Below are 12,968 nucleotides of genomic sequence, written 5' to 3'. Positions count from 1 at the left end.
AATGCCATGGAAGGTTTTTTCCCTATAGCTTCAGGTTCTAAGGGCAATTGCGCCTATCTCGGCACGAAGTCATGCAAGTTACTCGTGGACTTAGGAATTAGCAAACAAGCGACGGTTGAAGCGTTACGCTCTATGAACATTCATCCGGAAGAGATTCAAGGAATTTTAATTACCCATGAACATTCCGATCACATCGCGGGGCTTAGAAGCTTTATTAAAAGCTATAAAACTCCCCTTATATGCAACATAGAAACCGCGCGCAGTTTACGCCACTTATTAGATCTATGCCCAACTTTTAAGATCTTTACCACGGGGCACAGCTTTTCTTTAGAAGATCTTCGCATTCAAACATTTAATGTGCCGCACGATGCCGTGGATCCCGTAGGATTTATCTTTCACTATTTTGGGATCAAAATAGGCTTTTGCACCGATTTAGGATGGGTGACCTCTTGGATTACTCACTTCCTGTACGATTGTGATTACTTACTCATAGAATCCAACCACGATCCCGAGATGGTCCTTCAATCTTCACGCCCCGAAAGTTGCAAACAACGAATTCTTGGCAAACAAGGGCATATTTCTAATGCAGAATGCGGAGCTTTACTTCAACGAGTACTAACTCCTCGTATTAAAAAGATTTATCTTGCACATCTTTCTCTTGAATGTAATACGGAAGAAAAGGCCTTACATACCGTGTCTTCTGCAATTCAAGAGATCACCGCCATTCGTCCGATCGTTGCTCAAAGTTTTGGTATCACAGCCCCAATTTTCTTTTCTTCCCCGAGCCTTGTATGACTGCTAGCTACACTCAAGACACTCTGTATCTTGCTTTACATGGAGGAATAAAATCCGCGACCCCCTGTTCTTTAGCCAAAGTTGAGAAGCTGTTGCAATTCTCATTTCTTCCTCGCCTCCAGTTTCAAAATTCTAGAGTAGAGAAACGCGTCCGACAATTATGTCATCGCGAAGAGAAACGCCAATCCGTTTCCTCTTTAGCAAAGTGGCTAGGCCAACTACATAAGCAGCAACTCCAAATCCCAGACATCCCTCCGGTTGCTATCTGCTGGATCGACGCCTTTGTAGGATATGGGGTTTTTGCCCGCGAGTTCATTCCTGCCTGGAGCTATATCGGAGAGTACACGGGAATTTTGCGACGAAGACAAGCTTTTTGGCTCGACGAGAATGACTACTGCTTTCGCTATCCGGTCCCCCATTACGCATGGCGTTACTTCACTATCGATAGTGGAAGACAAGGGAACATCACCCGTTTTATCAACCACAGCGATAACCCCAATCTAGAAGCCATTGGCGCTTTTGAAGGAGGCCTTTTCCATATTATTATCCGAGCCATCAAAGATATCCTTCCTGGGGAAGAGCTTTGCTACCATTACGGTCCGTTGTATTGGAAACATCGTCAAAAAAAAGAAGAGTTCATCCCTCAAGAAGAGTAGCCTTGCTAGTCTTGCTCATATGTTCCCATAAGTTCAGCTGTAGCAAGGACATGCCCTTCCATAGCCTCTAATAGCTGTTCTTTTGTTACCCCTTCTTCTTCGGGTAAAACGACATCCAAAGCATAAACATAAAAGTAATAGCGATGCTTTGCATCTGGAGGACAAGGAGGACAGTACCCAATTTCTCCTGCGGTATTCAACCCTTGAACAGCAAAAATTTGAGCTCCTTCTGCCAAATTAGCTACCATAGGGGAGAGATTGTACACTATCCAATGTACCCACAATCCATCTTCCCGAACATGAGCAGGAACATCTGGGTCTTCAACGATAAGCGCGAGACTTTTAGCCTCTTTGGGCACTCCAGAAAAAGAAAGCGGCGGAGAGATCCCAACCCCCTGACACGAATATTTTTTAGGAATGGGACGACCATAAGAAAAAGCCTGCGAAGAAAGTTGCATTATCAAGATCTCCTGTTTTTGACGAAAAGGCAGGCCGCTTCTTGCAGTAAAGCGGCCCCAAGCTTTCACGTTACTGTCTTAAAGGATCGGATTGGGCGTTTGCCTCTTTACGGAGAAGAGCGACCTCGTACCGAGTAGCAATCACCTCCTTAAACAAGGCAATCAAACTGATCGAGTTGAAAATGACCATTCCACAAAAACCCAGATCAGATAGGGCCCAAATGAATTGCATACCCAAAACGCCGCCAAAAGGGATCACCAACAGGTAAATCGCCTTTAGCAACAGGTTTGCCCGCCTTCCTGGGATCATATATTCTAAACTTTTTTCTGCGCAAGCGAACCATGACAAAGCTGTTGTGTACCCAAACAAGATCATAGATATGAGAACAACACCTCCACCTAACATCCCTAAGGAAGATTTGAAAGCCCGCATAACCATCAACACGCCCAACTCTCCCGAATCGTAAGCCCCTGTTACAAGAAGAACTAACATCGTAATAGAGCAAACAACTGCGACAATCACAGGAGGGAGGAGTGTTACCAATCCATCCGCAACGGGATTTGCGCTTTTAGAATTGGATTGTAGGAGAGAAACCATTCCGCTTCCACAATCCGTAGCCATAACAGCTCGGTTCAAACCTGTTGAGATTACCTGCCCCAGCGTATAACCTCCAATACCAGCGACTCCAGCCTTTACCCCAAGAGCAGAAGAGAAAATCAGGTGTAAGGCTAGGGGAATTTTATCACAATGTATCGCCAACACTAAGAGAGAAAATAGGAAATAAAAACCTGCTACGAATGGAATAGCTTTTGCTGAGAAACGGAGAACTCGCGTATTCCCTCCAGCTAAAACAGGATAAACAGAGAGGGCTAGCAATATACCCACTAAAATCTTGGGGAAAAATCCATCTGCACAGAGAGAGACAATACAGTTCACCTGAACTAGGTTCCCTGCAGAAAAGGCTGTGATTAAGCCTGCTATACAGAAAGCTGCAGCTAGGAAACGGCTTTTCATTTTATATCCCAAACAGGCTATCGGTCCCCCGATATATTCCTGGGATTCTGCTTGGAACTGCCGATGCTTACATCCGAGAAAAGCTCCTGCATATTGAACGATCGCAGCTAAAAGAGTGACCACCCAGATCCAAAGTAAGGCTCCTGGCCCCCCGCTCGCGATAGCGATGGCCATCCCAGCTATATTCCCCGTTCCGAAATTCCCGGCCAACATACCAGCCACAGCTTCGTACCGAGAAACCCCTTCTCCCTCAGAGGCTGCGCGCTCTTGTTTGTTATTTAACATCAACCGGAAACTTAATCCCAAAGAGGTAAACTGCAGCCCTCGCAATTTCCATGTTAGTATTCCTCCCAAGAAAAGGATCAGGGGGAATACACAGAAAGAAGTTAAAAAATGATTAATTTGCTCTAAAAATTGTAACATCGTCCTACTCTTATGCTTAAGCCCGCTTTGGAGGCAAATAAGCGGAATATACAAAAGCCCCCTTTCTCCTCTATCCTGGGGAAAGGGGGCCTTTTAGAATGGCCTTTATATAGTAGGATTCTGAATCACAACATCGATCAGCTCAGCCCACCTTTCCCCATCAACAATTGAGGTAACGGTCCCCGAGTCTAATCCCAAGGTCGACGCGAACGCGGCAATATCTGCAACGTTGAAGGCTCCTAAAGCCGCTGCTTGAGAGAAAACTTTGCTTAATTCTGTGATAAAGACATTCCAGACCCAATCTCGTCCTTGCATCTTCTTCATTCCAGCAATCAAAGCTGGGTCTTCTGCAAGAGCTTGAAGTAACACGAGGGGGTGAATTTCTCGGATACGAGATAACGCGCTTTTGATCTCTCCCTGAGCCATAGCCAAAGCGATCGAAGACTTATCTGCAGCAGCTGACACCACGAAAGAAAGATCCTTTCTTTCAGCATCTGTCATCGGATCTGCATAAGACTTAAAGTTTGGCGTCACAGGCTCTAGCTTCTCTTTAGACTTCTTGCGCGAGAAAAATTTTCGTAAACAACAAGAAGATTTCCTTTTACAGCCGGAATCCGGCTTTTCGCGAAGTATAACAGATTCTTCTTTTATCTCGGCTGTATTTTTTGCAAGAGTCGATCCATAAGAGTTGGCGCAACAGCTGCTTAGTCCAGAGAGCAGCAATAGAGCCCCAAAGCTGTACTTATAGACAAACTTTTTCATAAAACCTGCTAAATTAAAAATAAATTTGTAACATTATAACACAAATCTTATTAACTAAGCAGCTTATAAAAACCTTCTCTTGTTCACACGTAAATTAAGGTCTTAACATTCTATTCAACTTCTCAAGAAAGGAATGAAAAGATCTTTGCAAGGCCCTTGCCCCTAACAAAAAATCATGCTAGCATAAAGCCGGTAGAGTCTCTCCGAAGCCCCCTAACCAAGAGAGTGTTTGCTGCTTAAAAATGCTTAGAACACAAGGCTTCTTCTTAAAGACCTGTCACCACCGATGATATCAACCACAATTCCCCGTTAAGCTCTTTACAAGTTACCCCGCCGATCGGTATTAAAGGGGTAAAGCTTCGGGAGTAGCAGAGGATTATATGCCAACAAACTTTACCTTTCGCAACTGTCTTTTGTTTTTTGCCACACTCGCCAGTGTCCCGGTTTTCTCAGCCACGCAGCCTCGCGTAATGATTCCTAGCACCACCACAAAAATTGGATCGGAAGCTTGGATAGAGCAGAAAGTCCGTCAATATCCAGAACTTTTGTGGTTGGTGGAGCCTTCTTCTGCCGGAGCTTCTTTAAAAGCTCCCTCTGGGACGATCTTTTCTCCTTTGCTATTCCAAAAGAAAGTCCCCGCTTTTGATGTTGCTGTACGCAGCCTTATTCACCTGCATCTACTTGTCCAAGGGTCGCGCCAAGCCTATGCTCAGCTGATCCAGCTACAAGCCAATGAATCCCCGCTGACTTTTAAACAATTCCTTTCCTTACACAAACAGCTCACGCTATTTTTAAACTCTCCCAAGGAGTTTTATGACTCCATTAAAGTGTTAGAGACTGCGATCATTCTTCGTCATTTAGGGTGTTCCTCACGAGCTGTTACAACATTTAAGCCCTATTTTTCTGAAACACAACGAGAGGCTTTTTACACAAAAGCTTTGCATGTGCTCCACACCTTCCCAGAATTAAGTCCTTCTTTTGCTAGACTTTCCCCAGAACAAAAAACGCTCTTCTTTTCCTTACGAAAACTGGCGAACTACGATGAGTTACTTGCTCTGACAAACACTCCTAGTTTTCAGTTATTGTCTGTTGGACGCTCACAACGAGCTCTTCTGGCGCTAGATTTATATCTTTATGCTTTGGACTTTTGCGGCGAACAAGGGCTGTCTTCTCAATTTCACATGAACTTTGCTCCTTTGCAGTCCATGTTACAACAATACGCGACTGTTGAAGAAGCTTTCTCTCGCTACTTTACTTATCGAGCTAATCGCCTAGGATTTGACGGAACATCTCGGACAGATATGGCTTTAGTTAGACTGGCAACCTTAATGGACCTATCCTCTTCTGAAGCCGCTATTTTGACAACAAGCTTCAAATCTCTTTCTCCAGAAGACGCAGAAGGATTGGTGAATAGTTTTTATACAAACAAAGGAGACTCTCTAGCGCTTTCTTTACGAGGGCTTCCCGCTCTTATTTCTGAGCTCACTAAAACTGCTCATGGGAATACAAGTGCAGAAGCTCGCTCTCAGCACATTTACGCGACAACGTTATCTTTGGTAGCGAAAAGTCTGAGAACGCACAAGGATATGCAAAATAAACAGATTCTCCCTAAGGATGTTGTTTTAGATTTTTCGAATACAGCCGCTTCCTGCCAAGGATTGGATATTTTTTCTGAAAATGTCGTGGTTCAAATTCACTTAAATGGAACGGTCAGCATCCACCTATAAGAGCGTCCGTAATCGGACGCTTTTCTTTCTTACAAATCCTTGTCTATCTGCGCAAACAGTGACGCCATTTCCAGCGCAGTCTTCATTCCCGAAGCACCTAGATTAGGACCTTTTATTCCGGCCCGCTCCCAAGCAGCTTCCACACTGGGCGCAGTTATTACAGAAAAAGAGATCGGGAGACAGAACTCTACCGACAATCGACTGACTCCTGCGGCAACGTTATCCGCAATATACTGATAATGCGAAGTCTCTCCCTGGATGAGGACTCCGCAAGCAACGATAGCTTGAAAACCACCCTTTTTAGAAAGCAATTTTTTGATCGCACAAGGAATCTCAAAGGCTCCAGGAACTCGAATAATCGTCAGAGAAGCTGGGTCTCCTCCAAAATCTAAGAAAGTTTCTTGCGCTCCAGAAACCAACAGATCCGCAATAGGAGCATTGAAACACGACCCAACAACAGCCGCACGTATGCCCTTAGCGATAGGAAATCCTTTCAATAGATGCATACTCCTCCTCCGATTCATCAAGCATGGGGAGGTCTAACCAATGCCCCATTCGTTCCTTTTTCGTACGTAGATACCCTTCGTTTTCTGCTGAAATACTTACAGGCAAAATAATCCTATCAAGAATTTGTATGCCTAGTCGTTGTAGTCCAAAAAACTTTTTGGGATTATGGGTAATCAATCTCACGCTTGTCAACTGAAGATCTTTAAGAATCTGCGCGGCCATCCCATATTCTCTAGCATCTATAGGGAACCCCAATTGCAGATTGGCATCGACCGTATCATACCCAAGATCTTGCAATGCATAGGCCCGAATTTTATGGCCAAAGCCGATCCCGCGCCCCTCTTGCCCCCGAAGATACACAACAACCCCTAATCCTTGCTCTGCAATATACCGTATTGCCATATCTAACTGAGCTCCACAATCACAGCGACAAGACCCTAAGATATCACCAGTCAAGCACTCCGAATGCACCCGTACAGGAACAGCTTCCTGTGCATGGATATTCCCTTTCACCAAGGCAAAATGCTGAGTCCCATCAATAACCGATTCATAAACATGGATCGAAAATTCCCCGTACTTAGTAGGGAGGCGCGCTGATGAAATGTGAGAGACCAAAGAATCAAAAGTGAGGCGATAGGTAATCAGATCGTCAACAGTAATAACAGTCAGCCCCTGTTGCTCTGCAAAATCCCATATCTGCTGTTGCCGCATCATGGAATGATCTGCGTTAACAAGCTCAGCAAATATACCGCAGGGTTGCATCCCTGCAAGTCGCATAAGATCCATAGAGGCTTCGGTATGTCCCGGGCGTTGAATAACTCCTCCCGGCTGACTAACCAAAGGAAAAACGTGTCCAGGACGAACAAAAGATGCGGGAGTCGATGCGGGGTCTGCTAACAACTGAACTGTTTTTGCTCTATCCGCAGCAGAAACACCAGTAGTAATCCCGACTCCAGCATCAACGGAAACGGTAAAGGCTGTTTTGAAAGCACACTGATTCTCTTGAACCATTGCAGGTAAATCCAACCTTTTTGCTCGTTCTTGAGTAACCGAGGCACAAACAATGCCTGTCGTGTGGGATAAAAGAAAGGCCATTTTCTCTGCAGAAACCTTCTCTCCGGCTAAGATCAAATCTCCTTCATTTTCCCGAGATGCCTCATCAATAACTATGACAAATTTTCCTTCAGCAATGTCCTTTATTGCTTGCTGTACCGAAGCTATCCCGGTTTCACATGTAACCATTCCCCATCTACCCCGTTTTTGAGAAAAACCCTGCCAGTGAAAAGTTCTTCAACAGCAAATTCCTTGCTGTGTGTAGAGTATAACATAAACACATACTTTCTGCGACCCAAAGGCCTTCCTATCTACATTCTCTTTCAAAACACACCTTTACAGAATCGCCAACTAAAGAAATTTCTGTAATTTTCACAGATTTTGCATTAGCTAAACCCACCTGAAGATCTTGTAGCATAGGGCTCCCTTGATCCCCCAAAAATTTAGGGCCCAAATAAATTACGCCAGCATTTACAAGATCTTCTTTCCAAAAAGCGGAGTGTAACTGAGCCCCTCCCTCAATCAACACTTGCAGACATCCCTTAGCCGCAAGGGTTTGTAAAAGCTCTCTTAGATCCACCTGTTGAGAAGAGGATTGCCATACCTCCACTCCTAAATCTTCTAATCTTTGCTTGTATTCCAACGAACATTGTTCTGTTGTCGCGAGTAAAGATTTCCCTGAATCCGAATTCCACACTCGAGCATCCAAAGGAACTTTCCCTAAACTATCTATGACGACCCGTAGCGGTTGACGCTCGTACAAATTTCCATGAGCCTGCCGAGCAGATAATCGTGGATTATCTAAGCAAACTGTACGCGATCCAACAATCACAGCCTGAGACTCGGCGCGAAGCTTCCCCACATCTGCTCGAGCAAGCTCCCCCGAAATCCACTGCGATCTTCCTTCCCGATCTGCAGTCTGCCCATCAAGAGAAGCCGCCGTTTTCATAACAACCCATGGCAGCCCTGTTTCTCGTTGATGCAAATAGGGTTGCAAAGAAGCTTTTGCTTCTTTGCTCCCTATCCCCACGTAAACAGGAATCCCAGCCTCTCTCAAACGAGCAATTCCTTTTTTGCACACACGAGGATCTGGATCCAATAAGGCAACGTACACTGCCGCTACCTTGCTTTTGATCAAAAGATCTACGCAAGGAGGAGTCCTGCCAAAATGACAACAAGGCTCTAAAGTAACATACACTTCCGCTCCTTCCAAGGAACAGGGGGAATCTTGGATAGCACATACCTCCGCATGGGGGAACCCGATCCCCTTATGCCATCCCTCTCCTATCACACATCCATTTTTTACGATCACACATCCGACCCAGGGATTAGGAGGAGCCAAAAGCCTTCCTCTTTCTCCCAATGCAACGGCCTTACGCATAAAAAACAGTTGTTGCTCAGACAAAACTTCCATATACTCAACCTGAAAAATCAGATAGCGAAAGAGATGCAAGGATGTTGGATATACGATTAATACGCAAGGAACCAAAAGAGTGTGAAGCTCGTCTTCAAAAAAAAGATCCTCTTATTTCGTTAGAACGACTCCTAGACTTGGATAAAAAAGTGCGACAGCTAAAGTCTGATTCAGATGCTCTGCTGGCAAGACGCAAGACTCTCTCTGGGCAAATTCATAAAGCTAAGGTTGCTAACGAGGATGCCACCCCTCTAATTCAAGAAGTTAGTGCCATTGCAGACCAACTCATTGCACTGGAAAACAGTTTACAAGAACAAGAAGCTCTTCTGCAGGATCTCATGGCAAGACTGCCTAATTATCCCGATGAGGACGTCCCCGTCTCTCCTGATAAGTCTGGGAATCAAGTCATCAAAAGCCATGGGGAACTCCCCTCTTTTACCTTTCCTCCCAAACACCATATGCAATTGAACGAAGCTTTGCATATTTTAGACTTTAAACTTCCTGCCAAAACAACGGGGTCGGGCTGGCCTGCTTACAAAAATACTGGGGTTCTTCTAGAATGGGCACTACTTACCTACCTTCTAAATAAGCAGCAGTCTCACGGGTTCCAATTGTGGCTTCCTCCCCTGCTTGTTAAACGCGATATTCTTTTTGGCTCCGGTCAAATTCCAAAATTTGATGGACAATACTACCGTGTCGAAGATGGGGAACAATCTCTTTTCCTCATTCCTACAGCAGAAGTTGTGCTTAATGGATTCCATTCTCAAGAAATCCTAAACGAACAAGACCTCCCCCTCTATTATGCAGCATTCACGCCCTGTTTTCGAAGGGAAGCAGGAGCAGGAGGATCTCATGAACGCGGCTTAGTAAGAGTTCATCAGTTTCATAAAATAGAAATGTTTGCTTTTACTACTCCGGAACAAGAAGAGATGGCTTATCAAAAAATGATTGGCGTTGTTGAAGAAATCCTTTCCGAGCTTCAGCTTCCTTATCAGCTTTCTCTACTTTCCACGGGAGATATGTCTTTTACTGCTAAAAAAACCATTGATGCAGAAGTTTGGCTACCAGGACAAAATGCTTTTTATGAAGTCTCTTCTATTTCCAAATGTGGAGATTTTCAAGCTCGGCGCTCTGAGACTCGTTATCGAGATGCTCAAGGGAAGCTGCATTTTGTCAACACTCTAAACGGCTCAGGATTAGCTACTCCTAGATTGTTAGTTGCCATTTTAGAAAATTATCAACAGGAAGACGGTTCTGTCCTGATCCCTGATGTACTCCGCCCCTATATGGACAACCAAGAAATTCTCCTACCCAAAACGGATAGATAACTCTATAGTGGGATCGAAAGGGAGAGGAGTATTATGCCATCCGAATACGAGCATTTTGGGGATTTATCCCCAGAAGAACACCTCAAAGAAGTGCAGGATATGCACAAAGTCTGCAAGGGAGAACCCCATCAGACAAAAAAAGGGGGGTGGTATCACTTAGCTAGTGATGCCATAGACTGCGGTGTCTTTATATTTTTTATTCGCACTGTATTTTTTCTTACCCCCACCCTCCCCTTGGCATCTTATGGAAAACTTCTTCTTGCAACGGGAGTCAGCTGGATTTTTTACACCAGCTGTAAGTGCGCGCAATCCGCTTGGGCCTATATGGAACTTACCCATAGGAACATGTTACAAGAAAAAAAAGAGATCGAAGCGCACCCAGAACAAGAGCGACTGGAATTACGTGCGCTGTATGCCAATCAAGGATTCCAAGAGCCGCTACTTTCACAAATGACGGACTTTGTGTGTTCAGATTCTTCTCTTCTTTTAGATACGATGCTCAGAGAAGAATTACATATTCAATTGGAAAACTATCCTCATCCTCTTAAACAAGGCGGCATGAAAGCTTGTGGAGGAATTCTTGGTCTACTCTTATTTTTCCCAATTGCACTGACCGTGAGCTACACAGTATCTGTCCTTCTAGCGGCTTTTGTTATTAGCGCTCTATTTGCTCTGAAAACCCGTCTTATAAACAATGCTGTTACCCCCGCAATCGTTTGGGGAGTAGGAATCTTTATTACCACGATCAGCTTTTGCTGCTCTGTGATACGATTATTCTAGTCTATACTCCTAGCAGGTAGCCTATGCCTTCGAATCTTTTTTCCTCCCCATTTTCTCGAGAACTCTTAAACGATTTTTTTGAATCTGGAATGACGGAAGAAACGAGCCCTTTGCTCTCTCGAAAAAACCGTCTTTTAAGTCAAAATTTAACACTTAAATCTGCCTATCTATCCCTTGCCCTTTATCTAGGAGCTCTCTTTTCTTATTGGATCGGGTATCAGCCTCTTTCTTCTTTACTATTGATTCTTACTTTTTTCCTCGCGGGCACGCCTGCTCTCGTCAAATCTTTTGAGGATATTCTTAATAAAACAGTGAATATCGATATTCTCATGACGTCAGCTGCTTTCGGCTCTATTTTCATTGGAGGCGCGTTAGAAGGAGCTTTACTTTTAGTACTTTTTGCTATTTCAGAATCCCTGGGAGCTATGGTCTCTGGGAAAGCCAAGAGCACTCTCGCCTCTTTAAAACATTTGGCTCCTACCGTGGCCTGGGTTGTCCAGCCAGATGGTTCATTGCAGAAAGTTTTAGTGCAAAATGTCAAAGTTGGAGAGATTATCCGAGTTAAGAGCGGAGAGGTGGTTCCTTTAGATGGAGAAATTATCCAAGGAGCCTCTTCTATCAATCTGATGCACTTAACAGGAGAAAAAATCCCTAAATCCTGTGGAATAGGGGATGCGGTTCCTGCCGGGGCTCATAACTTAGAAGGAAGCTTTGATCTTAAAGTCTTGCGAATCGGGGCAGAATCCACTATAGCTCATATCATTAACCTTGTTGTCCAAGCTCAAAGCACTAAACCCAAGCTACAGCAGCGTTTAGATCGTTACTCGTCCACTTATGCTTTAACGATCTTTGCTATTTCCGCGGCTATAGCAGTAGGAGGGGCATTATTTACAACTCTACCATTCCTTGGACCTGATAGCGCTTTTTATCGGGCCCTAGCTTTTTTAATCGCAGCATCCCCCTGCGCGCTTATCATCGCCATCCCTATTGCTTATCTCAGCGCTATTAATGCCTGCGCCAAACACGGAGTTTTACTGAAAGGAGGCGTAGTCTTGGACCGCTTAGTCTCCTGTAACTCCATAGTTATGGATAAGACGGGGACTCTCACTACAGGAGATTTAATTTGCTCGGGATGTGAAGATTTCGGCCCAGAAACCCCGCTTTTTTATTCCTATATATTAGCAATGGAACAGTCTTCATCCCACCCCATTGCCCAGGCCTTAGTTCATTATCTTTCAGAGAAACAAGTGCATTCTCTCCCAGCAACACAATGCACCACCATCCCTGGAGAAGGCGTGCAAGGAGAATTTAACGGGGAACTGGCGTTTGTAGGACGAGTTTCCACCGCTTTACGCTACGTCCCCGAAAAATATCACGAACAGCTTCACGAGCGAGTTAAACAAGCTCAAGATCGAGGTGAAACCTGTTCCATTGCTTGTCTAGGGGAACGTGTTTCTCTTTTTTATTTTCGAGATACCCTTCGCCATGACGCTGCAGATATTGTCTCCTATTTGAAAAAAAATAGATATCCGGTGTGTATGCTTACAGGAGATCATCGTATCAGTGCAGAAAATACTGCTCGGATGCTTGGTATTGATGAAGTATTTTACGATCTAACTCCTGACGATAAACTAGCTAAAATCCAAGAGCTAGCAAGTACACGGCAGATCATGATGGTAGGAGATGGTATCAATGACGCCCCTGCTTTAGCTCAAGCTACTGTGGGAATCGCTATGGGGGAGGCTGGTAGCGCTACAGCTATAGAGGCAGCAGATGTAGTCTTGTTAAACCAAGGGCTGTCCTCTCTCCCCTGGCTCATAAAAAAAGCCAAAAAAACTCGGCGCATTGTTTCGCAAAACCTAGCTTTGGCTTTAGCGATTATTTTATTTATCTCCGGCCCAGCATCTATGGGAGTTATCCCTTTATGGCTTGCCGTAATTTTGCACGAAGGGAGCACCGTCGTTGTAGGGCTTAATGCTCTTCGCCTTTTAAGAAATACATGATTTTAACAGTATTTATGTCTGAGAAAATTGGTGGATAGAACAGCACG

12 protein-coding genes are annotated in these 12,968 nt (G+C 44.5%); 6 read left to right on the top strand and 6 right to left on the bottom strand.

What is annotated here, in order from left to right; all coding sequences use genetic code 11:
* The first annotated feature begins 6 nt into the window (after positions 1-6).
* Complete coding sequence (locus B6E89_RS04025) at positions 7-795, top strand: MBL fold metallo-hydrolase (RefSeq protein ID WP_080124531.1); 789 nt, start codon at positions 7-9, stop codon at positions 793-795.
* On the top strand, positions 792-1,451 hold the full coding sequence (locus B6E89_RS04020) for an SET domain-containing protein (protein ID WP_080124530.1): 660 nt from the start codon (positions 792-794) through the stop codon (positions 1,449-1,451). The genes B6E89_RS04025 and B6E89_RS04020 overlap by 4 nt, the downstream gene beginning before the upstream one ends.
* A gap of 5 nt (positions 1,452-1,456) precedes the next feature.
* Here B6E89_RS04020 and B6E89_RS04015 read toward each other — a convergent pair whose 3' ends face one another.
* The 3 genes from B6E89_RS04015 to B6E89_RS04005 all read right to left on the bottom strand — a co-directional run bounded on the left by B6E89_RS04015 (position 1,457) and on the right by B6E89_RS04005 (position 4,109).
* The gene (locus B6E89_RS04015) at positions 1,457-1,909 is read right to left on the bottom strand and encodes a YbhB/YbcL family Raf kinase inhibitor-like protein (RefSeq protein ID WP_010232709.1); all 453 of its coding nucleotides are present in this window, start codon (positions 1,907-1,909) and stop codon (positions 1,457-1,459) included.
* A 70-nt stretch (positions 1,910-1,979) separates the two neighbouring features.
* Positions 1,980-3,347 (bottom strand): alanine/glycine:cation symporter family protein, encoded by a 1,368-nt coding sequence (locus B6E89_RS04010; protein WP_080133182.1) that lies wholly within the window; start codon positions 3,345-3,347, stop codon positions 1,980-1,982.
* Positions 3,348-3,452: 105 nt separating this feature from the next.
* Complete coding sequence (locus tag B6E89_RS04005; protein ID WP_035407504.1) at positions 3,453-4,109, bottom strand: hypothetical protein; 657 nt, start codon at positions 4,107-4,109, stop codon at positions 3,453-3,455.
* Positions 4,110-4,489: 380 nt separating this feature from the next.
* Here B6E89_RS04005 and B6E89_RS04000 point away from each other — a divergent pair, with 380 nt between their 5' ends.
* Positions 4,490-5,836 carry a hypothetical protein gene (locus tag B6E89_RS04000; RefSeq protein ID WP_080126126.1) on the top strand — a complete coding sequence of 449 codons (1,347 nt, stop codon included), beginning with the start codon at positions 4,490-4,492 and terminating at the stop codon, positions 5,834-5,836.
* A gap of 29 nt (positions 5,837-5,865) precedes the next feature.
* On the opposite strand, the gene ribH is transcribed toward B6E89_RS04000, so the two are convergent.
* The 3 genes from ribH to ribD form a co-directional block, all read right to left on the bottom strand.
* On the bottom strand, positions 5,866-6,342 hold the full coding sequence (ribH, locus tag B6E89_RS03995; RefSeq protein ID WP_080133181.1) for a 6,7-dimethyl-8-ribityllumazine synthase: 477 nt from the start codon (positions 6,340-6,342) through the stop codon (positions 5,866-5,868).
* On the bottom strand, positions 6,311-7,585 hold the full coding sequence (locus B6E89_RS03990) for a bifunctional 3,4-dihydroxy-2-butanone-4-phosphate synthase/GTP cyclohydrolase II (RefSeq protein WP_080133180.1): 1,275 nt from the start codon (positions 7,583-7,585) through the stop codon (positions 6,311-6,313). Before B6E89_RS03990 ends, ribH begins: the two co-directional genes overlap by 32 nt.
* A 118-nt stretch (positions 7,586-7,703) precedes the next feature.
* On the bottom strand, positions 7,704-8,810 hold the full coding sequence (ribD, locus tag B6E89_RS03985; RefSeq protein ID WP_080121810.1) for a bifunctional diaminohydroxyphosphoribosylaminopyrimidine deaminase/5-amino-6-(5-phosphoribosylamino)uracil reductase RibD: 1,107 nt from the start codon (positions 8,808-8,810) through the stop codon (positions 7,704-7,706).
* A 41-nt stretch (positions 8,811-8,851) separates the two neighbouring features.
* Between ribD and serS the strand changes: the two genes are divergently transcribed.
* The 3 genes from serS to B6E89_RS03970 are packed head-to-tail and all read left to right on the top strand — an operon-like array spanning position 8,852 to position 12,921.
* Entirely contained in the window at positions 8,852-10,138 is a 1,287-nt protein-coding gene (serS, locus tag B6E89_RS03980) for a serine--tRNA ligase (RefSeq protein ID WP_080133179.1), read from the top strand.
* 33 nt (positions 10,139-10,171) lie between these two features.
* Entirely contained in the window at positions 10,172-10,918 is a 747-nt protein-coding gene (locus tag B6E89_RS03975; RefSeq protein ID WP_080124524.1) for a VIT1/CCC1 transporter family protein, read from the top strand.
* Positions 10,919-10,941: 23 nt separating this feature from the next.
* Positions 10,942-12,921: a cation-translocating P-type ATPase gene (locus tag B6E89_RS03970; protein ID WP_080129169.1), complete on the top strand. Its 1,980-nt coding sequence runs from the start codon at positions 10,942-10,944 to the stop codon at positions 12,919-12,921.
* The last annotated feature ends 47 nt before the right edge of the window (positions 12,922-12,968 follow it).

Origin of the sequence: Chlamydia suis (assembly GCF_900169085.1) — a bacterium.
Taxonomy (GTDB): domain Bacteria; phylum Chlamydiota; class Chlamydiia; order Chlamydiales; family Chlamydiaceae; genus Chlamydia; species Chlamydia suis.
Note: the sequence above shows the minus strand (reverse complement) of the source record. Positions and strands in the feature narration are given on the sequence as shown.